Annotated in this window: 16 protein-coding genes; 9 read left to right on the top strand and 7 right to left on the bottom strand. The window is 70.5% G+C overall.

Going from position 1 to position 21,400, the window contains the following annotated elements:
• Window positions 1-2: 2 nt before the first annotated feature.
• Window positions 3-947 (top strand): sugar ABC transporter permease, encoded by a 945-nt coding sequence (locus tag AB0D46_RS30655; protein ID WP_362882297.1) that lies wholly within the window; start codon window positions 3-5, stop codon window positions 945-947.
• A 12-nt stretch (window positions 948-959) separates the two neighbouring features.
• Entirely contained in the window at window positions 960-1,889 is a 930-nt protein-coding gene (locus tag AB0D46_RS30660) for a carbohydrate ABC transporter permease (RefSeq protein WP_362882299.1), read from the top strand.
• Window positions 1,890-1,910: 21 nt separating this feature from the next.
• Here the strand turns inward: AB0D46_RS30660 and AB0D46_RS30665 are convergent, their stop codons facing one another.
• Together AB0D46_RS30665 and mgtA are read right to left on the bottom strand one after the other, a co-directional pair.
• Window positions 1,911-2,633 carry an MgtC/SapB family protein gene (locus tag AB0D46_RS30665; protein ID WP_362882301.1) on the bottom strand — a complete coding sequence of 241 codons (723 nt, stop codon included), beginning with the start codon at window positions 2,631-2,633 and terminating at the stop codon, window positions 1,911-1,913.
• Between the two features lie 31 nt (window positions 2,634-2,664).
• A complete protein-coding gene (gene mgtA / locus AB0D46_RS30670) occupies window positions 2,665-5,385 on the bottom strand; it encodes a magnesium-translocating P-type ATPase (protein WP_362882302.1) in 2,721 nt (906 codons plus the stop codon).
• A gap of 593 nt (window positions 5,386-5,978) precedes the next feature.
• Here mgtA and AB0D46_RS30675 point away from each other — a divergent pair.
• From AB0D46_RS30675 to AB0D46_RS30700, 6 genes are all read left to right on the top strand, one after another.
• On the top strand, window positions 5,979-7,193 hold the full coding sequence (locus AB0D46_RS30675; protein ID WP_362882304.1) for an ROK family transcriptional regulator: 1,215 nt from the start codon (window positions 5,979-5,981) through the stop codon (window positions 7,191-7,193).
• A gap of 118 nt (window positions 7,194-7,311) precedes the next feature.
• On the top strand, window positions 7,312-8,421 hold the full coding sequence (locus AB0D46_RS30680) for a substrate-binding domain-containing protein (RefSeq protein ID WP_281206070.1): 1,110 nt from the start codon (window positions 7,312-7,314) through the stop codon (window positions 8,419-8,421).
• Between the two features lie 186 nt (window positions 8,422-8,607).
• Window positions 8,608-9,396, top strand: a complete 789-nt coding sequence (locus tag AB0D46_RS30685) for an ATP-binding cassette domain-containing protein (protein WP_362882306.1) — start codon at window positions 8,608-8,610, stop codon at window positions 9,394-9,396.
• Between the two features lie 86 nt (window positions 9,397-9,482).
• Window positions 9,483-10,703, top strand: a complete 1,221-nt coding sequence (locus tag AB0D46_RS30690; protein ID WP_362882336.1) for a sugar ABC transporter permease — start codon at window positions 9,483-9,485, stop codon at window positions 10,701-10,703.
• Window positions 10,704-10,966: 263 nt separating this feature from the next.
• The gene (gene dxs, locus AB0D46_RS30695) at window positions 10,967-12,883 is read left to right on the top strand and encodes a 1-deoxy-D-xylulose-5-phosphate synthase (RefSeq protein ID WP_362882308.1); all 1,917 of its coding nucleotides are present in this window, start codon (window positions 10,967-10,969) and stop codon (window positions 12,881-12,883) included.
• Between the two features lie 130 nt (window positions 12,884-13,013).
• Complete coding sequence (locus tag AB0D46_RS30700; RefSeq protein WP_362882310.1) at window positions 13,014-14,516, top strand: amino acid permease; 1,503 nt, start codon at window positions 13,014-13,016, stop codon at window positions 14,514-14,516.
• A gap of 51 nt (window positions 14,517-14,567) precedes the next feature.
• On the opposite strand, the gene AB0D46_RS30705 is transcribed toward AB0D46_RS30700, so the two are convergent.
• On the bottom strand, window positions 14,568-15,710 hold the full coding sequence (locus tag AB0D46_RS30705; RefSeq protein WP_362882311.1) for an LCP family protein: 1,143 nt from the start codon (window positions 15,708-15,710) through the stop codon (window positions 14,568-14,570).
• Window positions 15,711-15,882: 172 nt separating this feature from the next.
• On the opposite strand from AB0D46_RS30705, the gene AB0D46_RS30710 reads away from it, so the two are divergent.
• Window positions 15,883-17,040, top strand: a complete 1,158-nt coding sequence (locus tag AB0D46_RS30710; protein WP_362882313.1) for a hypothetical protein — start codon at window positions 15,883-15,885, stop codon at window positions 17,038-17,040.
• On the opposite strand, the gene AB0D46_RS30715 is transcribed toward AB0D46_RS30710, so the two are convergent.
• From AB0D46_RS30715 to AB0D46_RS30730, 4 genes are all read right to left on the bottom strand, one after another.
• On the bottom strand, window positions 17,014-18,075 hold the full coding sequence (locus AB0D46_RS30715; RefSeq protein ID WP_362882314.1) for a hypothetical protein: 1,062 nt from the start codon (window positions 18,073-18,075) through the stop codon (window positions 17,014-17,016). The genes AB0D46_RS30710 and AB0D46_RS30715 overlap by 27 nt on opposite strands.
• Window positions 18,072-18,992, bottom strand: coding sequence for an N-acetylneuraminate synthase family protein (locus tag AB0D46_RS30720; protein ID WP_362882316.1), 921 nt, complete (start codon window positions 18,990-18,992; stop codon window positions 18,072-18,074). The genes AB0D46_RS30715 and AB0D46_RS30720 overlap by 4 nt, the downstream gene beginning before the upstream one ends.
• Before the next feature lie 3 nt (window positions 18,993-18,995).
• Complete coding sequence (locus tag AB0D46_RS30725; protein WP_362882317.1) at window positions 18,996-19,769, bottom strand: acylneuraminate cytidylyltransferase family protein; 774 nt, start codon at window positions 19,767-19,769, stop codon at window positions 18,996-18,998.
• 166 nt (window positions 19,770-19,935) lie between these two features.
• Complete coding sequence (locus tag AB0D46_RS30730; protein ID WP_362882318.1) at window positions 19,936-21,210, bottom strand: DUF6716 putative glycosyltransferase; 1,275 nt, start codon at window positions 21,208-21,210, stop codon at window positions 19,936-19,938.
• Window positions 21,211-21,400: the final 190 nt, after the last annotated feature.

A 21,400-nucleotide genomic window follows, 5' to 3' on the forward strand; every position in this document is an offset into this window, starting at 1 on the left:
CCATGAGCCAAGTAGCCACGAGCAGAGGGCGGGGCGGCTTCATCGCCGGATTCCTCGTCCTGCCCCTCGCGCTGTACCTGACCTTCGTCATCTGGCCGTACATCCAGACGTTCGGCTATTCCTTCACCAACTGGTCGGGCCAGTCACCGACGTTCGAGCTCGTCGGACTGGACAACTACGCGGCGCTGATGAAGGACCAGGTCTTCCTCGGGGCCCTGTGGCACAACCTGCTGCTCCTGGTGTTCGTCCCCGCGGTCACCATCCTGCTCGCCCTCTTCTTCGCCTTCATGGTGAACGCGGGAGGGCGCAGCGGGGCCGGTGGCGTCCGGGGCGTGCGCGGATCGGCCTTCTACAAGATCATCTACTTCTTCCCGCAGGTCCTGTCCCTCGCCATCCTCGCGGTGCTGTTCGGCGCCGTGTACCGCAGTGACGAGGGCGGCCTGCTCAACGGCTTCCTCACCCGGATCGGCGTCGTCGACCCGGCGCACCCCATCGAATGGCTCAACGAGCCCGACCTGGTGCTCTGGTGCCTGCTCCTCGTGGTCGTCTGGCACGGCGTCGGCTTCTACCTGGTGCTCTTCTCGGCGGCCATGCAGTCCGTGCCGAGGGACATCTACGAAGCCGCCCTGCTGGACGGCGCCGGCCGCGCCCAGACCTTCTTGAAGGTCACGCTGCCGCTGCTCTGGGACTCCGTGCAGACCTCGGCGGTCTACCTGGGCATCGCCGCGATGGACATGTTCGTCCTCGTGTCGACGATGACCTCCGGGCAGTTCGGCGGCGGACCCGACCACCACAGCGAGGTCATGGCCACGGTCCTGATGCGCAACTTCCTCTACTTCGGCAAGAGCGGATACGCCTGCGCCATGGGCGTGGTCATGCTGATCCTGACCCTGATCCTTTCCCTTGTCACGCTGCGCGCCACCCGCCGCGAGCGCATCGAGTTCTGAGCGGGAGACACGATGACCACAGTGATCAAGGCCCCCGGTGAGGCCGCCGCCGAGAAGTCCGGCGGCGACGGCGGTCGCCCGAAGGGGGGCGCGAAGCGCACCTCCGACGGCATGGCGCTCAACGTCTTCTCCCACGGCTTCCTGGCCGTCTGGGCGATACTGATCGTCCTGCCGCTGTTCTGGCTGACGCTCGGCTCCTTCAAGACCGACTCGCAGATCGGCGGCTCGGCCCTCAGCTGGCCCTCCAACTGGAACTTCGACGCCTTCGGTCGGGCCTGGGAGAAGGGCATCGGGGACTACTTCGCCAACACGCTGATCGTGATGGTGTTCTCCGTGCCGCTCACCATGCTGTTGGGCTCCATGGCGGCGTACGTGCTGGCCCGGTACCCCTTCAAGGGCAACCGGATCATCTACTACTTCTTCGTCAGCGGGGCCATGTTCCCCGTGTTCCTGGCGCTCGTACCGCTGTTCTTCATGGTCAAGCGGCTGGACATGCTGAACAGCTACCAGGGTCTGATCCTGGTCTACGTCGCCTACTCGATGCCGTTCACCGTCTTCTTCATGCACTCCTTCTTCCGCACCCTGCCCACGGCGGTGCACGAGGCGGCGGTGATCGACGGGGCCTCCGACACCCGGATCTTCTTCCAGGTGATGCTGCCGATGGCCAAGCCCGGCCTGATCAGCGTGGGGATATTCAATGTCCTGGGCCAGTGGAACCAGTACATCCTGCCCTCCGTGCTGATGCAGCCCCAGAGCGGATCGGACCCCGAGCGCTACATGCTCACCCAGGGCCTGATCCAACTCCAGTACCAGATGGGGTACGAGACGGACCTGCCGGTGCTGTTCGCCGGCGTGACCATCGCGATGATCCCGATGCTGGTGGTCTACCTGTCCTTCCAGCGCCAGATCCAGGCCGGACTGACCTCCGCGACCCTCAAGTAGCGGACCCGGGGCGGCGCGGCATCAGGCCCGCTCCGGCAGCACCGACCAGCTGACCGCCGAGACCGCCGGATCGAGCGAGAGGTTGCTGACGGCCTCCTCCAGCGTCCGGCCCTGCGTCCCCTCGGCGGTCAGCAGCGCCGATACGGTGACCAGGCCGGTGGCCGGCCCGTCCTGGCTGCGGATCTCCCGCAGCTGGTACCCGGGCCGGCCCAGCGCGTCCACCACCCGGTGGCGGATGTGGGCCTCCTCGGCCTCCAGGCACACCGCCTCGAAGTGGTAGTCGGCCGCCACCTCCGCCCCGCCGCGCGGCTCGCGGTCCAGGCGCCGGCCCAGCGGGCGCAGCAGGAGGTTGGTCCCCACCACGCCCGCCGTGCCGAAGGCCGCCAGGACGAAGAGGCCGACCCCCGCCAGGCAGCCCACGGCCGCCGAGCACCACAGGGTGGCGGCCGTGTTCAGGCCCCGTACGCCGAGCCCGTCCCGCATGATCACTCCGGCGCCGAGGAAGCCGATCCCGGAGACGACCTGGGCGGCGACCCGGGAGCCGTCGTGGTTCACCTCGGAGACGGTCCCGAGGAACCCGTACTGCGAGAGCAGCACGAACAGCGCGGCCCCGCCCGCGACCAGGGCGTTCGTACGCAGTCCCGCCAGGCGGGCCCGCCACTGCCGTTCCAGGCCGATCAGCGCGCCGAAGCCGAGCGCGGCGCCGAGGTGCCCGGCCATCTCCCATTCGCTGAGCAGCGTCATCGGCCCGTCCTCCTTCCTTCGTCAGGTGTTCCTACAGCCAGGTGCCGAAGCGGCGGATGTACCAGGTCTTCACGAACTGGGTGAGCGTGCAGTACGCGAGCAGCACGCCGATCAGCCACGGGAAGTAGCCGGCCGGCAGGGCCACGAAGCCCAGCGAGGCGGCCAATGGCGAGAACGGCAGCCACAGACCGGTCAGCACCGCGAGGACGGTCATCGCCATCACCGGCCACGAGGCCCGCGACTGGAGGAAGGGGATCCGGCGGGTACGGATCATGTGGACGACCAGGGTCTGCGAGAGCAGGCCCTCGACGAACCAGCCGGACTGGAACAGCGCCTGGTGCGCGTCGCTGTTCGCGGCGAACACGTTCCACATGATCACGAACATGGCGATGTCGAAGATCGAGCTGATCGGACCGATGGTGACCATGAAGCGGAAGATGCCCTTGGCGTCCCAGTTGCGGGGCTTGCGGAGGTACTCCGGGTCCATCCGGTCCCAGGGCGTGGCCAGTTGGGCGATGTCGTAGACCAGGTTCTGCACCAGCAGCATGATCGCGAGCATCGGCTGGAAGGGGATGAACGCGCTCGCCACCAGCACCGAGAAGACGTTGCCGAAGTTCGACGACGCGGTCATCTTGATGTACTTGATCGTGTTGCCGAAGGTGGTCCGGCCCTGGACGACGCCCTGTTCCAGGACGGTCAGGTCCTTCTCCAGCAGGATGATGTCCGCCGACTCCTTGGCGATGTCCACCGCGGTGTCCACCGAGATGCCGACGTCGGCGTCCCGCAGGGCGGCCGCGTCGTTGATCCCGTCCCCGAGGAAGCCGACGGTGTGCCCGTCGGCCCGCAGGGCCCGCACGATGCGGGCCTTCTGGACGGGGTTGGTCTTGGCGAACACCGTCGTACGGGCGGCCAGCGCGCGCAGCGCCGTGTCGTAGAGGGCGTCGACCTCGGCGCCGGAGACGACGTGGCCCACCTCGATGCCGACCTCGGCGCAGACCCGGGCGGCGACCAGTTCGTTGTCCCCGGTGACGACCTTGACCGCGATGCCCTTGTCGGCCAGGCCCCGCAGGGCCGCGGCGGCGGAGGCCTTCGGCGGGTCGAGGAAGGCGAGGAAGCCGACCAGGGTCAGCCCGTCCTCGTCCGCGACGGTGTAGGTGTCGCGCGGCACGGCGACCGTGCGGGTGGCGACGGCGAGGACCCGAAGGCCGCGGCGGTTGTTGTCCTCGGCGATCCTGGCCACGCGTCGGCGCAGGTCCGCGGTCAGCTCGGTCCGCTCGCCGCGGTCCCTCAGGTGGGTGCACAGGCCGAGGACCTCTTCGACGGCGCCCTTGGTGATCATGACGTGTTCGGCGCGGCCGGGGCCGGCCGCCAGGCCGTTGCGGTTCAGGACCACGGTCATCCGGCGTCGGGCGAAGTCGAAGGGGATCTCGTCGACCATCGAGAACCGTGCGTCGACGACAACCTCCTCGGCCTCGTCCACGCGGTCGATGACGGCCCGGTCCATGAGGTTGCGCAGCCCCGTCTGGAAGTGCGCGTTGAGGTAGCCGTACTCCAGGACCTCGGTGTCCTCGTCGCCGTGGACGTCGAGGTGGCGGTCCAGGACGATCCGGTCCTCGGTGAGGGTGCCGGTCTTGTCCGTGCACAGGACGTCCATCGCGCCCAGGTTCTGGATCGCGTTGAGCCGCTTGACGACCACCTTGCGGCGGGACATCGCCACCGCGCCGCGGGCCAGGTTGGCGGAGACGACCATCGGCAGCATCTCGGGGGTCAGGCCCACCGCGACGGCGACGCCGAAGAGGAGGGCCTCGTTCCAGTCGCCCTTGGTCAGGCCGTTGATCACGAAGACGACCGGGACCATCACCAGCATGAAGCGGATCAGCAGGAAGCTGACCTTGCGCACCCCGGTGTCGAAGTTGGTCTGCGGACGCTCGCCGACGAGCGAGCCGGCCATCGAGCCGAACCAGGTGTCCGCGCCGGTGGCCACGACCACGCCGGTCGCGGTCCCGGAGGTGACCGAGGTCCCCATCAGGCAGAGGTTGTCGGCCTCGACCGGGTCGCGGACGGTGCGGGTGCCCGGGTCGTCCGCCCGGATGTCGGCCTTGGCGACCGGCAGCGACTCCCCGGACAGGGCGGCCTGCGAGACCATCAGGTCCTTGGCGGCGACGAGCCGCAGGTCGGCCGGGATCAGGTCGCCCGCGGCCAGCTTCACGAGGTCACCGGGGACCACCTGGTCCATCGGCACCTCGAAAGGGGTCGGCGCGGACCCGCCGCCGGCCCGGCGCTGCACCGCGCAGGTGGTGGTGACGAGCTTCTTCAGGGCGTCGGCGGCGCGGCCGGAGCGGAACTCCTGCCAGAAGCGCAGCAGTCCGCTGATCCCCACCATCACGGAGAGGATGACGACGCCCGGGTCCGCCGGATCCTGCCAGAACATGACGGCGGCGAGGAGGACCAGGACCCCGATGAAGGGGTTCCCGTAGGCCTTCGCGAGCTGGAGGGGCCAGCGGGGGGCGCGCTCGCGGGCCACGACGTTGGCGCCGTACCGCTCCAGGCGCAGGGCCGCTTCGGCGTGGGTGAGTCCGGCGCGCGAGGTGTCCAGGTCCTGGAGCACCTGGACGCCCGTGCGGGCGCCGATCGCGGCGAGGCGCTCACCGACGAGGCGGGTTCCGGTCTCCAACTCTGCGGCCTTGCGCTCGCGGCGGCTCCGGCCCGGCGGTGCGAGCTTCGTCGGGGTACGAGGGGTGAGCATGGTCATGACGAATACCTCCCTCCACGGTGTCCGGGCAGCACGGAGCCGCACGGTCACGTGGAGTGATCATGGGTCGGCGCGCGGCGGTCGCGGGGCCGGGGCGCCGGTGGGCATGGATGACGCGGGCCCGGCACGCAGCGTGCAGGGCATGCGGAAGGAGTGGTGCGGTGCCTCAATGGAAGGGGCGCGGGAACGGCGCGGTCGCGCCGCCGTGCTCATCCGGTGGAGGGTCGGCGGTCCGATCCGAAGGGTCGGTCGATCGGAAGGTCAGCCGAGCAGGGCACTGCGAGGACTTCGATCGGGACTCATCCCGAACACCTCCTCGCGTAGCGCCGTCATTTCGGGCGCCGGTCCGGCCGGAAAGGCCGCAGAGGACCGGCGCCTCAGCGACCGTAACACGATCCGGGAGGTCCCTGATCATACTTTTGGTCACCAGTGTCCTTTTCGTGCTGCGTCAGCCTCTTGACGTGTGGAGGCCCAAAGGCTCGACTTAAGGTTCACAAGTTGGAGAGACGCCGGAGTCTCGGAGCACCTAGCCGCGACGGCCCGGCCAGGGGGGCGACGGTTCGCCGTCGCTTATGGGCAGGAGTGGATGAGTCGTGCAGACTCCCGGATCGCAGTCGTCGCTGCATCGCGCGAATCTGGAACGGGTCGTGCGGGCCGTGCGGCTCGCCGGTTCGCTGACCCAGGCGGAGATCGCCCGCGCCACCGGACTGTCGGCGGCCACGGTCTCCAACATCGTCCGCGAGCTCAAGGAGGCCGGCACCGTCGAGGTCATCGACACCTCGGCCGGTGGCCGCCGGGCCCGCAGCGTCTCGCTCAGCGGGGACGCGGGGATCGTGATCGGCGTGGACTTCGGCCACACCCACCTGCGGGTGGCCGTCGGCAACCTCGCGCACCAGGTGCTGGCCGAGGAGTCCGAGCCGCTCGACGTGGACGCGTCCTGGGTGGAGGGCTTCGACCGGGCCGAGGCGCTGGTCGGACGGCTGATCGAGGGCGTCGGGGTGGGCCGGGACAAGGTGATCGGCGTCGGCCTCGGCGTACCCGGCCCCATCGACGTGGAGTCCGGGACCCTGGGTTCCACCGCCATCCTGCCGGGTTGGGCGGGCATCAACCCGCGCCAGGAGCTCTCGCAGCGCCTGGGCGTGCCGGTGTACGTGGACAACGACGCGAACCTCGGCGCGCTCGGCGAGTCGGTCTGGGGGAGCGGGCGCGGCGTCAAGGACCTCGCCTACATCAAGGTGGCCAGCGGCGTCGGCGCGGGCTTGGTGATCAACGGTCAGATCTACCGCGGGCCGGGCGGCACGGCCGGCGAGATCGGGCACATCACCCTGGACGAGTCGGGGCCCGTCTGCCGCTGCGGCAACCGCGGTTGCCTGGAGACCTTCGCCGCGGCCCGTTACGTGCTGCCGCTCCTGGAGAGCAGCCACGGACCGGACCTGACGATGGAACGGGTGGTCGAGCTGGCCCGCGCCGGGGACCCCGGCTGCCGCCGGGTCGTCACCGACGTCGGCCGGCACATCGGCAGCGGGGTGGCCAGCCTCTGCAACCTCCTGAACCCGAGCCGGGTGGTCCTCGGCGGCTCGCTCGCGGAGGCCGGGGAGCTGGTCCTGACGCCCATCCGGGAGTCCGTCGGGCGGTACGCGATCCCCAGCGCGGCCCGGCAGTTGTCGGTCCTCACGGGGTCGCTGGGGGGCCGCGCGGAGGTGCTCGGAGCTCTGGCCCTCGTCCTCAGCGAGATGGGCGATTCGACGCTTTTGGCGGAAAATGGGATCGGAGTGCGAGCGCCCGCCGTCATGTCTTCAGTTAGATAACGGATGGCACCGTTGTCATCTCGTTAAGGATTCACTCCTTGACGGCAAAGTTGCGGCCGGGGTTGACTCACATCCACCTCGGCCGCAGTGTTGCGGCCTCGTCAGGGAGGTTCAAGTAATGAACACGCGTATGCGTAGAGCCGCCGTAGCCGTCGCCGCCGGTGCCATGGCCGTTTCGCTGGCCGCCTGTGGAAGCGCCAAGGAGGCCGGTGACGCCCCGAAGGACTCCGCCGCCGCCGGTGACGCCATCAAGATCGGTCTGCTCCTGCCGGAGAACCAGACCGCTCGCTACGAGAAGTTCGACAAGCCGCTGATCGAGAAGAAGATCGCGGATCTCACCGGTGGCAAGGCCGAGGTCGTCTACGCCAACGCCAAGCAGGACGCGACCACGCAGAACTCCCAGGTCGAAACGATGATCACCAACAAGGTGAACGCGCTGATCATCGACGCCGTCGACGCCAAGGCCATCGCGGGTTCGGTCAAGAAGGCCAAGGACGCCGGTATTCCGGTCGTCGCCTACGACCGCCTCGCCGAGGGCCCGATCGACGCCTACACCTCGTTCGACAACGAAGAGGTCGGCAAGGTCCAGGGCAAGGCCCTGCTGGAGGCGCTGGGCGACAAGGCCAAGGACGGCCAGATCGTCATGATGAACGGCTCCGTCACCGACCCGAACGCCGCGCTGTTCAAGAAGGGCGCCCACTCCGTCCTCGACGGCAAGGTGAACATCGGCAAGGAGTACGACACCAAGGAGTGGAAGCCGGAGAACGCCAACACCAACATGGCGGGCGCCCTCTCGGCCCTCGGCAAGGACAAGGTCGTCGGCGTCTACTCCGCCAACGACGGCATGGCCGGCGGCATCATCACCGCCCTCAAGGCGGCCGGCCTGTCCCCGCTGCCCCCGGTCACCGGCCAGGACGCCGAACTCGCCGGTGTGCAGCGGATCGTGTCGGGCGAGCAGTTCATGAGCGTCTACAAGCCGTACGCCCCCGAGGCCGCGGCCGCCGCCGAGATGGCCGTCGCCCTCGCCAAGGGCGAGAAGATCGACGGGATCATCAACCAGAAGGTCGACAGCCCGACCTCCAAGGGTGTTCCGTCCGTCCTGATCCCGGTCGTCTCGCTGACCAAGGACAACATCAAGGACACCGTCGTCAAGGACGGCGTCTACACGGTCGAAGAGATCTGCGCCGACAAGTACGCGGCCGCCTGCGCCACCCTCGGCCTCAAGTAGGCCCCGTCGCCCGCGGCCACGGCCGCGGCGGCCCCCGCGCCTGCCCGGCGCCCCGCCCCAACTTCCCGCCACCCGCGGGGCGCCGGGCAGAAACGTTTCTTGCATTCCCCCGCCTCCGTGGGGTTCCCCATCCGCCCCGCTCCTGCTCTTTTGCACGACATCCCCGCCGGTCAGGCGGCGAAGGAGATGGTTCATGTGTCCGCTGCGCCCGTGCTGGCGTTGCGAGGGGTTTCGAAGAGGTTCGGCGCCGTCCAGGCCCTGACCGACGTAGAACTCGAAATCCACTCCGGTGAGGTGGTCGCCCTGGTCGGCGACAACGGCGCCGGCAAGTCCACGCTGGTCAAGACGATCGCCGGCGTGCACCCCATCGATGACGGCGTCATCGAGTGGCAGGGCCGCCCGGTCTCCATCAACAAGCCCCACGACGCCCAGAGCCTGGGCATCGCGACGGTCTACCAGGACCTCGCGCTGTGCGACAACATCGACGTCGTCGGCAACCTCTTCCTGGGCCGCGAGCTCAAGCGCTTCGGCGTCCTCGACGAGGTGGAGATGGAGCGCCGCGCCCGCGAGCTCCTCACCACCCTGTCCATCCGGATCCCCAGTGTCCGCATCCCCATCGCCTCGCTCTCGGGCGGCCAGCGCCAGACCGTGGCGATCGCCCGCTCGATGCTGGGCGAGCCCCGGCTCGTCATCCTCGACGAGCCCACCGCCGCACTCGGCGTCGAGCAGACCGCACAGGTCCTCGACCTCGTGGAGCGGCTGCGCGAGCGCGGCCACGCCGTCATCCTCATCAGCCACAACATGGCCGATGTGAAGGCCGTCGCCGACAAGGTGGCGGTCCTACGGCTGGGCCGCAACAACGGTGTCTTCAGCGTCGCCGACACCTCGCAGGAAGAGATCATCTCCGCCATCACCGGGGCCACGGACAACGCCGTGACCCGCCGGGCGGCCCGCACCGGGGAGGCCCGCAAGTGAGCACCCAGAATCCCGCCGCCGATCCCCTGGGCAAGGGGCCGACCGGGCACGTCGACCCGGTCAACGCCCCCGCCGCGGCCGACGCCATCCCCGCGGTGGACCCCCGACTGCTGGTGCGCGAGCAGGGCCTCTCCGGGTACCTGAGCGAGTTCGGGCGCAAGATGAAGGCCGGTGACCTGGGCTCCATCCCGGTCGTCCTCGGCCTGATCATCATCTGGAGCATCTTCCAGGGGCTGAACTCGAACTTCCTCTCCCCGGAGAACCTCACCAACATCGCGATCACCATGGTCGCGACGGGCATGATGGCCGTCGGCATCATCTTCGTGCTGCTGCTCGGCGAGATCGACCTCTCGGTCGGCTCCGTCAGCGGCGTCTCGGGCGCGATCGTCGCCGTCCTGTCCGTCACCCACGGGGTCAACGAGTGGCTCGCGATCCTCGCGGCCGTCGTCGGCGGCGCCCTCATCGGGGCGGTCCACGGCTTCTTCTTCGCCCGGATCGGCGCCCCCGCCTTCGCCGTCACCCTGTCGGGCCTGCTGTTCTGGTCCGGCGCGATGCTGCAGATCCTCGGCAGCAACGGCACGATCAACCTCGACTCCGACGGCGTGGTCGGCAAGCTCACGACGTACTTCTTCTCCGACGTGGCCGCCGGCTACGGCCTCGCGGCGCTCGCCGTGATCGGGTACTTCCTGGCCACCTTCTTCGACAACCGCCGCAGGGAGGCCGCCGGGGTCCCCTCGCGGCCGCTCACCGAGATCCTGCTGCGCACCGGCGTGCTCGCCGTCTTCACCTTCGGCCCCGCCGTGGTGTTCAACCAGTACAAGGGCCTGCCGCTCGCGGTGGTGCTCTTCGTCCTGGCCCTGGTCGGTACGGACTTCCTGCTGCGCCGCACCTCCTTCGGCCGGAACGTCTTCGCGCTCGGCGGCAGCGTCGAGGCGTCCCGCCGCGCGGGCATCAACGTCAACGGGATCCGCATCGCGGTCTTCGCGATCGCCGGCACCTTCGCCGCCATCGGCGGGCTCTTCTGGGCCTCCAAGATCGCGGCGGCCAACCAGAGCGCCGGCGCCGGCGACCTGCTGATGAACGTGATCGCGGCGGCCGTCATCGGCGGCACCAGCCTCTTCGGCGGCCGGGGCCGGACCTGGAACGCCCTCCTCGGCGTCATGGTCATCACCTCCATCCAGTACGGTCTGGCCCTGGAGGGGATCGCGACGCCGATCCAGTACATGATCACCGGAGCGGTCCTGCTCGCCACGGTGGTCATCGACTCGGTCACCCGCAAGACCCAGAAGACGGCCGGACGCGCCTGACCGCGCGCCCTCGGGCGTTCCCAGGCGGTAAGACCCGTCACAGTGCCCGGTGCCACTTCGTGTGGCACCGGGCACCTGTGCGTACATGTGTGCGTCACGTGTGCGCACAGGTGTGCGGGTATGGGCCCGTTTGGGATGTGTGATTCCGCGCCGGGGTGTACAGGTATGACAAAAGCGGGACCTTCCCGGTACCGCCCGATGACCGCCCCCGCGAGCGGAACATTAGACTCGACAGACCAGCAAGCAACTGCAAGGAGGCACGGGTGCTGCTGACCCGCATCAAGGGACCGCGCGATCTGGACCGGCTCAGCCAGGAGGAGCTCGACCAGCTCGCCGCCGAGATCAGGTCCTTCCTCGTCGACGCCGTCTCCAAGACCGGCGGGCACCTCGGCCCCAACCTGGGGGTGGTCGAACTGACGATCGCCCTGCACCGGGTCTTCGAGTCCCCGAAGGACAAGGTCCTCTTCGACACCGGGCACCAGGCCTACGTGCACAAGCTGCTCACCGGCCGCCAGGACTTCGCCGACCTGCGCTCCCGGGGCGGCCTCTCCGGCTACCCCTCGCGCGCCGAGTCCGACCACGACATCATCGAGAACTCCCACGCCTCCACGGTGCTGGGTTGGGCCGACGGCCTCGCCAAGGCCAACGAGGTACTGGGCCGCGAGGACCACCACGTCGCCGCGGTCATCGGCGACGGCGCGCTGACCGGCGGCATGGCCTGGGAGGCGCTGAACAACATCGCCGCCGCCAAGGACCGTCCGCTGGTCATCGTCGTCAACGACAACGAGCGGTCGTACGGCCCCACCATCGGCGGCCTCGCGAACCACCTCGCGACCCTGCGCACCACGGACGGCTACGAGCGCTTCCTGGCCCGCGGCAAGGACCTCCTGGAGCGCACCCCGGTCGTCGGGAAGCCCCTCTACGAGACCCTGCACGGCGCCAAGAAGGGCCTCAAGGACTTCATCGCCCCGCAGGGCATGTTCGAGGACCTGGGCCTGAAGTACATCGGGCCCATCGACGGCCACGACATCGAGGCCCTGGAGTCCGCCCTCACGCGCGCCAAGCGCTTCAGCGGCCCCGTCATCGTGCACTGCCTCACCCAGAAGGGCCGCGGCTACACCCCGGCCCTGGAACACGAGGCGGACCGCTTCCACGCCGTCGGCGTCATCCACCCGGACACCGGCCTGCCGGTGAAGACCGCCGCCGCCAGCTGGACCTCCGTCTTCGCCGACGAGATGGTCAAGCTCGGCCACGACCGGCCCGACGTCGTCGGCATCACCGCCGCGATGCTCCACCCGGTCGGCCTCAACAAGTTCGCCGAGGCCTTCCCGGACCGGATCTACGACGTCGGCATCGCCGAGCAGCACGGCGCCACCTCGGCCGCCGGCCTCGCCACCGGCGGCGTCCACCCGGTGTTCGCCGTCTACGCCACCTTCCTCAACCGCGCCTTCGACCAGGTCCTGATGGACGTCGCCCTGCACAAGTGCGGGGTCACCTTCGTCCTGGACCGGGCCGGCGTCACCGGCGACGACGGCGCCTCCCACAACGGCATGTGGGACATGTCGATCCTCCAGGTGGTTCCCGGGCTGCGGCTGGCCGCACCCCGGGACGCCGAGCAGCTGCGCGCCCAGCTCCGCGAGGCCGTCGAGGTCAAGGACGCGCCGACGGTCGTGCGCTACTCCAAGGGCGTCGTCGGCCCGGCCGTACCGGCCGTCGGCCGGATCGGCGGCATGGACGTGCTGCGCACCCCGGCCGCCGACGTCACCCGCCCGGACGTACTCATCGTCTCGGTCGGCGCGCTCGCCCCGATGTGCCTGGAGATCGCCGACCTGCTCGACAAGCAGGGCATCACCTCGACCGTCGTCGACCCCCGTTGGGTCAAGCCGGTGGACGAGGCGCTGGCCCCGCTCGCCGACGGCCACCGGGTCGTCGTCACCGTCGAGGACAACGGCCGCACCGGCGGCGTCGGCGCCGCCGTCTCGCAGGCCCTGCGCGACGCCGGGGTGGACGTCCCGCTGCGCGACTTCGGCATCCCGCAGCGCTTCCTCGACCACGCGACGCGCAAGGAGATCATGGCCGAAATCGGCCTGACCGCTCCGGACATCGCGCGGCAGGTCACCGGTCTCGTCGCCAAGCTCGACGGCCGTTACGACAGCGAGCAGGCCGCCATCGTCGACTAGTCGACGCCGGGCCACCCGCCCGGGTCACGCGCGGTTGCACGTCACGGGCCGGGAGATCACCCTTGAGGGGTGGGCCTCCCGGCCCGTTCGCGTCCGCGTGCTGCGTACGCCACCTTTCGGAGGTGCGTCGGTGAGTACGGATCTGAACAGTCCTTTCCGCACCAAATCGGTCGAGCAGTCGATCCGTGACACGGAGGAGCCCGAACACGCGCTCCGCAAATCGCTCTCGGCCTGGGACCTGACGGTCTTCGGCGTCGGCGTCATCATCGGCACCGGCATCTTCGTCCTCACGGGCATCGCCGCCCGGAACAACGCAGGACCGGCCACCGCCCTCGCCTTCGTGGCGGCGGGCATCGTCTGCGCCCTCGCGGCCCTGTGCTACGCGGAGTTCGCATCGACCGTGCCGGTGGCCGGCTCGGCCTACACGTTCGCGTACGCCTCCATCGGCGAGCTGCCCGCCTGGATCATCGGCTGGGACCTGGTGCTGGAGTTCGCGCTGGGCACCGCGGTCGTGGCCGTCGGTTGGTCCGGGTACGTACGCCACCTCCTGGAGACCAACCTCGGCTGGGAGTTGCCGAGCGCGCTGGCCGGGCCGGACGCCGGGGGCACCTTCGACCTGCTGGCGTTCCTGCTGATCCTGGCGCTGACCGCGGTCCTGGTCATCGGGACGAAGTTGTCGGCCCGGATCACCGCCATCGTCGTCGCCATCAAGGTCACCGTGGTGCTGCTGGTCATCGTCGCCGGCCTGTTCTTCATCAAGGCCGACAACTACTCCCCGTTCATCCCGCCGGCCCAGGCGCAGGAGGCGGGCGGCGGCATCCACGCGCCACTGGTCCAACTGCTCTTCGGGTACGCGCCCACGAACTTCGGCGTGATGGGCATCTTCACCGCCGCCTCGCTGATCTTCTTCGCCTTCATCGGCTTCGACGTCGTGGCCACCGCGGCCGAGGAGACCAAGAACCCCCAACGGGACATGCCGCGCGGCATCCTCGGCTCGCTGATCATCTGCACGGTGCTCTACGTCGCGGTGACGCTGGTGGTCACCGGCATGCAGAAGTACTCGGAGATGTCGCCGACGGCGCCACTGGCCGAGGCGTTCAAATCGGTGAACCAACCGTTCTTCGCCGGCGCCATCAGTCTCGGGGCGTCCGTCGGCCTGATCACCGTCTGCATGATCCTGCTCCTCGGGCAGACCCGCGTGTTCTTCGCGATGAGCCGTGACGGACTGCTGCCCCGGTTCTTCTCGGTCACCCACCCCAAGTACCGCACGCCCTACCGGGCGACGATGCTCCTCGGCGTGCTCATCGCGGTCCTCGCCGGCTTCACCAGCCTGGAGAAGCTCGCCGAACTCGTGAACATCGGCACCCTGTTCGCCTTCGTGATCGTCGCCCTCGGCGTGATCATCATGCGGCGGACCCGCCCCGACCTGCACCGGGCCTTCCGCACCCCGTGGGTGCCGTTCGTCCCGATCGTGTCGATCGCGGCGTCGCTGTGGCTGATGCTCAACCTGCCGGCCGAGACCTGGATCCGGTTCGGGATCTGGATGGCCGTCGGCGTCGTCGTCTACTTCCTGTACGGCCGGTCCCACAGCCGCCTCGGTCGCGGCGAGGTGGGCCCGCGCACGGACCGTTAGGGACGACGGGGACGACCCGCACGACCGCCGCGGCGGGCGCGGGCCCGGCGGCTACGAAGAGGGCGACGGCTTGGGCGCCGGGGACTTGGCGGCCGGGCCGCCGCCCTTCGCGGGGGAGTCCTTCGCCGCCGCGGGCACCTTCTGGTCACTGCGCAGCGCGTCCCAGAGTTGGGTGGCCTGCGGCTCGGCGACGACCACCCGGTTGCGGTCCACCTTGTCGTAGGCCACCGGCAGCATGATGGTCTCCATCGTCGCCGGGTCCACGCCCTTCATGCTCTGCGCGAAGTCGGAGAGCGCGGTGAGCGAGGCCAGGTCGGAGTCGGTGGTCAGCGACTTGGTGCCGGCGTCCGCGAGCTTGTAGAGGCGCGCCGGGTTGCCGAGGGCGTCCTGCTTCTTGATCTCGGAGAGCATGGCCAGCATGAACTGCTGCTGGAGGCCTATGCGTCCGAGGTCGCTGCCGTCGCCGTAGCCGTAGCGGGTCCGGACGAACTTCAGCGAGTCCGTGCCGTTCAGCCGGTGCGTGCCCGCGTCGAGCTTGAGTCCGCCCTTCGCGCCGGTCATCGGCTGGTCGAGGGTGACGGTGACCCCGCCGAGGGCGTCCACCAAGCCCTTGAAGCCGGCGAAGTCCACCTCCACGAAGTGGTCCACGCGGATCCCGGACATCTGCTCGACGGTCTTGACCACGCACGCCGGACCGGCCAGCGTGTAGACGGAGTTGAACATGACCCGGTTGGCGGCGGAGACGGCCTTGCCGTCCTTGTCCTTGCACTCGGGCCGGGAGATCAGGGTGTCGCGGGGGATGCTCACCGCGGTGGCCCTGGCCCGGCCCTCGGGTATGTGCACCAGCATCGCGGTGTCGGAGCGGGCGCCGCTGACGTCGCCGCGGTCGAGGTCGCCGTTGGCGCCGGCCCGCGAGTCGGAGCCGAGCACGAGGACGTTCTGCGCGTTGCGCACCACCTTCGGCGGCCGGTTGTCGGCGCCGATCGCCTGGTTCAGGTCGACGCTGTCGATGTTGCCGTTCAAGTGGCTGTACACCCACCAGCCGGTGCCGGCCGCGCCGAGGACCACCACGGCCGCGCCCCAGGCCAGCACCCGCCGGATCCGGCGGCCGCGCGAACGGGGCGGGCGCGACGCGCGCCCGGGCGCCGGCGAGCCCTCCGGGAGCGTCGTCGTGGCGGTGCTGTCTGAAGTCATGCCCGGGGACCGGCCTTCCGAACGGGGGTGCGGGGGGATGCCGCGGCTGCAGGAGCGGTGATGCGGCGGGTGATGCGGCGGGCTACAAGATAAGCGCACGAACGGGCCGCAAGGGCCCCGGGGTATCCTCAATTTGTTCGAATGGCGATGGGTAAGGGGTTGCGGGCGGGCCATGGCGACGCGATCCAGGCGCAAGGCGCGCACCTCCGCTCCCGACACCCCCCGACCGGGCACCGCCCGCGCACCCGCCTCCGGACCGGCGCCGACCCCCGCCGTCGCCTGGGACTCGGTGGCCCTGGGCCCCCTGACCGGTCGGTGGCTGCTCGCGGGCCGGGACGGACGCCTCACCGCCTACGCCCGCACCGAGGGCGGCTTGCTGCGCTGGACCGAGCGGACGCCCGGCGGCCCCGACTGGAGCGGCCCCGACCTGTTCCCCGTACCGGAGCTGACCGACCTCGCGGTGGGCCAGGGCCCCGACGGGTACGCCCACTTCGTGGGTCGGCGCCGCTCACCGAACGGCGAGGCCGTCACCGTCACCTACCACCACGCGGTGCAGTACCAGAGCGGCCGGCCGCTCGGGCCGTGGCAGGACCTCGGCACCCTCTACCGGAGGCCGGAGATGTCCCACCGGGGCGGACCTCCTGTCGTCGCCGTCGACGCCCGGGGCGCGGCCCACGTCTTCGTGCGCAACGCGGGCCGCGGGATCCACCTGAAGTGCCAGGGCGCGAAGGGCGACTGGGGCGACTGGCAGGACCTGCACGGCAGCAAGGCCTTCGAGGGGATCAGCGCCGGCTCCACCGCCGACGGCCGGGTCGAGCTCTCGGCCCCCGGCGAGAAGGGCATCTCCCGCTGGACCCGGAGCGCTCCGGGCGGCCCCGTGGACCGGGACGAGGACCTGCCGTTCCTGGCCCGGGACGGATCGTCGGTCGTCCTGGAGACGGCCCCCGGGCGCGTCACCCACTTCTGGCACGCGGCCGACGGCAGCGGGGTGTTCGCCCACCGGGAGGGCGCCGGCGCGCACTTCCTCGGCGGCGGTCCCGCCTGCGGCGCCGTCGCCGCGACGCGCGGTGCGGTCGACGGGCACGACTGCACGGTGCTGGCGCTGCGCACGGTGGGCGGCCGCACCGCCCTGGCCGCCTATCCCACCGAGCACGAGGCCGCCGGGCTGTGGTGGACGGAGATCGGGGAGGAGGGGCTGGAGTCCCCGGCCCTCGCCGTCGACGCCCGCGGCAGGATCGTCGTCGCCTCGCTCAGTGCCCGCGGCGAACTGCTCGTCAACCGGCAGAAGGACCGCTCCGCGCTCTCACTGGGACGCTGGCAGCGGTTCTGACGGGCGCCGGCCGCGCCCCCGCGGCGGGATCCTCGTCAGCCCGTGGCGGTGCACGGCCTGGGCGGAGATCCTGCGCAGGAAGTCCACCGAACGCGCCGGGGTGTCCGGGGTGATCCAGGCGTCGTCCAGCTCGCACAGCTCCACCCGCACCGGCGAACCGGCGAGCACGAGGGGCAGGGTGTAGGCGACGGTGGACGCGAAGGTCAGCACGGACAGCCCAATGGGTTGGGTCAACGCGTGCAATTCCAGCGGGAGTTCGGGCTGCACGATCTCCATCCCGGTGGCGTCGGCGATCCGGTCCAGTTTTTGCCGGCTCTCCCTGCGGTGCGCCAGGTACCGGGCGGCCCGGCGGCTCTCCGCGATCCAGCCGACCGCCTCGACGTACCGGTCCTCGTCGATGACGCCGGTCTCCACGAGGGAGCTGCCCGCGAGGTCGGACCCGGGACGCGCCCGCACCGGCCCGAAGGTCTCCCGGCTCCACGCGTACGTGTTGGCCCGGACCTCGGTGCCCGGCGGCGCCACCACCGGCATGCAGGTGAAGAAGGTGGCGCGGTCCAGGCCCGCGCGGGCCAGCCAGCGGTTGACCGGGCCCGCCTTCGCGGAGGGCCTGACCTCGCCCTGGTGCCAACGCGTCAGCTGCTGCCCGGAGGCCAGCAGGCCGACCAGCTCCGTGGTGGCCGTGCCGTCGTCCACCAGGACCACCTCGCGGGCCTTGGAACGCGGCAGCAGGAGCTGGATCGTACGGGAGAACAGGTCGCCGATCACGAGGCGTTCGGCGGCCGCGACCGCCCGGCCCAGGCGCACCAGTTCCTGGGCCCGCTCCAGGTACCCGGCGCGCACCTCGTAGCGCCGCCACACCACCCCCGTCCGCGAGGCGTACCGGCACAGCAGGCGGACCTGCGCGCGCGAGCGCGGGTCCGTCGGCTGGAGGACGGCGACGGTGAGGGACGCTGCCTCGCCCGGGTGGACGTGGGCCCACTCCAGGACGTTCAGTAGTTGAGCCGGGCTCTCCACCAGGGCGAGGGTGCCTCTCATGCCGAGGCCGTCACGCCCTCGTCGGCGAGGGCGCCCTGGACGCGGCGGAGCTTCTTCATCGGCGCGAGCTCGGAGTCGTAGACCCGCTTCACGCCGTCGCCGAGGGCGGTCTCGATGGTGCGGATGTCCCGCACGAGGCGGGTGAGGCCGCCGGGTTCGACGGAGGCGGCCTGGTCCGAGCCCCACATCGCGCGGTCCAGGGTGATGTGTCGCTCGACGGCGCAGGCACCCATGGCGACGGCGGCGACGGTGGTCTGGAGTCCGGTCTCGTGCCCGGAGTAGCCCACGGGGACGTTCGGGTACGCCGCTTCCAGGCTCTGGATGACCCGTAGGTTCAACTCCTCGGCGCGGGCCGGGTACGTCGAGGTGGCGTGCAGCAGCACGATGTTCTCGCTGCCCAGCACCTCCACGGCGTGCCGGATCTGGCGGGGCGTGGACATGCCGGTGGACAGGATGATCGTCCTGCCCGTGGCGCGCAGGGCGAGGAGCAGCTCGTCGTCGGTCAGGGACGCGGAGGCCACCTTGTGGGCGGGGACGTCGAACTTCTCCAGGAAGGCCACGGCCTCGGTGTCCCACGGGGAGGCGAACCAGTCGATGCCGCGCTCGGCGCAGTGCGCGTCGATGGCGCGGTACTCGTCCTCGCCGAACTCGACGCGGTGGCGGTAGTCGATGTACGTCATCCGGCCCCAGGGGGTGTCCCGTTCGATGTCCCACTGGTCGCGCGGGGTGCATATCTCGGGGGTGCGCTTTTGGAACTTCACCGCGTCACAGCCCGCGTCGGCGGCCGCGTCGACGAGCGCCAGGGCGTTGGCGAGCTCGCCGTTGTGGTTGATCCCGATCTCGCCGATCACGTAGGTGGGCCGGCCCGCGCCGACCTCCTTGTTCCCGATCCGGCGGATGCGGCTGCTGTGTACCACTGTTCAGATTTCCTTTCCGATGTGCTGCGGGGGTACCGGCGGAGCCGGTACCCGGGGTGCGCCCTCGGGCGCGTCGAGCAGGGGGACGAGGGCCCGGGCCCGGGCGAGGTCGCCGGGTTCGTCGATCTCGATGGCCCGCTCCGGGGCCGTGGGGACGAGCTGGGTCCGGCCGAAGAAGCGGTGGCCGTGCCGGCGGAAGCCGTCGGCACGCATCGCGTAGACGGCGCCCGACTCCAGGTACTCGGGGGTGCGGTCCTGGCGGCGCAGGCGTACGGAGCTGTCGTGGTTGACGCCGTGCGCGCGGTGGCCGGGGCCGGTGGGGGAGCCGGCGGCGGGGCCTTCGGTGCCCCACAGGAACCCGTGGAACGGGACGGCGGTGAACGCGGAGTCGGCCCCGTCGCGCAGGACGGCCAGGACGGTCGCGTCGACCTCCTCGGCGGTGACGAACGGGCTGGTGCACTGGACGAGGACCAGGACCCCGACGGGTTCCGGGTACCGCTCCTCCAGCCGGTCCAGGGCGTGCAGCAGCGCGGACTCGCTGGAGGCCAGGTCGGAGCCCAGCGCGGCGGGGCGCTCGACGACCTCGGCGCCGGCCTCGCGGGCGGCGGCGGCGATGGCCGCGTCGTCGGTGGAGACCACGACCCGGGTCACGTGCGCGGCGCCGCGGCAGGCCAGCACGGCCCGGGCGACCAGGGGCACGCCCCCGACCTCGGCGACGTTCTTGCCGGGGATGCCCTTGGAGCCGCCCCGGGCGGGTATGACGGCGGTGACGTTCACGGGTTCTCCCCCTGCTCCACGGCGATCGGTGCGACCGCCGGATCGGCTGTCGGTGCAGCCTTCGGTACGGCCATCGGTACGGGCGTCGGTACAGCCTTCGGTACGGCCATCGGTACGGGCGTCGGTGCGGGCTCCGCGTCCGGGCGCGGCGCCCGGTGGGGCCCGCTCATACGCCGCCCCACTGCTGGATCTTCGGCGCCACCCGCTGGACCCCGAACCGGTAGGCGCCCTTCAACATCCGGCGGGAGGTGCGCCGCATCGGGCCGGCGGTGCGCGTCGGGGTTCCCGCGCCGGGGGAACCGTCCGGGTCGAGGCCCCTGCGGCGCAGCAGCGTACCGACGTATTCCGGGGCGCTCGCGGCCGTGTAGTACGGGGTGATGGGCGGCAGCGGAACGCCCCACAGTTCGTCGATACGGGTGCGGAGTTCCCCGTACGGATCGAGGGGACGGATTCCCTGGTCGGTCGTCCAGGATTCGCGGGCGAGCGGGGCCGCGCCCTCGTCTATCGCCGACCAGTCGGTGACGCAGCCGGAAGCGACGAAATAGTGGTTGCCGTGTATCTCGCGCACGCCGAGATCGCTCAATATGGCGGTCGGCATGCCCCGGTGCATGGATTCGAGGGCGGCGGTGGAACTGACGGTGACCAACAGGTCCGTACGGTCCAGGGTTTCCGACATGTTGCCGTACACGAAATGCAGATTCGGGGGCAGCGGTTCTTCGAGTTGTTCCGCCAGGACCTGGTAGTGGTGGGCTTCCACATGGGTGGTCGCCTCACCCGGTTTGCTGCGGAGTTTGACGAGCACGTCGCGGCCCGGGCGCAGTCGTGCGTGGGATATCGCCCGACGCAGCAGATAGAGGCGGCCATTTCGGTCCGCGGGTACCGAGGGTTGGACGGCGAAGCAGACCGTATAGGGGTGCCGGGCGTGCGTCCGGTTCGCGTCGTAGGGCCGCTGGTCGAGAAAGGGGAGCGCGGTCTGGACGATGCAGGAGGCGGGAATTCCCAGGGGCTCGTAGATCTCCGCGAACCGGCGCCGGTCGAAAGGGCTGTTGGCGAGGACGATGTCGGCGCCCGCGCGCAGGAGCAGCCCGTCGGCCATCTTCTCGTAGACGACGCCGACGTAACCGGTCATCACGATCGGCCGGCGCCGGGCGGTGCGGAAGCGCCGGGCCAGTGCGTGCAGGGCGGCGTGCGTGGCGCCGCCGACGGTGCCCAGGATGACCAGGTCCGCCTCGTCGAGTTCCGGGGCCGCGGCGAAGCTCGCGAGGGTGACCTCGGTGAGGGAGGCGGGGGAGATGCCGACTTCCGTGAGCTGTCGGGCCGTCGGGGTGCTGCGGCCGCGCACCATGTGGGCGTGGACCGCGCTGCCGGGTGCCAGTCCCACCGCCAGACCCGCGCCCCATTTCCAGCGGGTGTCGGAGTCTGCGAGCACGTGGATGCGCACTGGTGATTCCTGGTCGGTCGGTCGGGGCCCAACTGCCGTCGGGATAGCCGCAGCTGGGCGCGGACACAGGCGGATTGCCGAGGGGTCCGTTAGACCTTACATGCTGATCCGAGCCCTACATGTCACGAATGGGCTTCGGTGGCCGCGGGAGTTGTACGTCACACCGAGGTGCCCGTACGGGGCTTCCGCG

Origin of the sequence: Streptomyces sp. NPDC048383, from assembly GCF_040651775.1 — a bacterium.
In the GTDB taxonomy this organism is placed as follows: Bacteria; Actinomycetota; Actinomycetes; order Streptomycetales; family Streptomycetaceae; genus Streptomyces.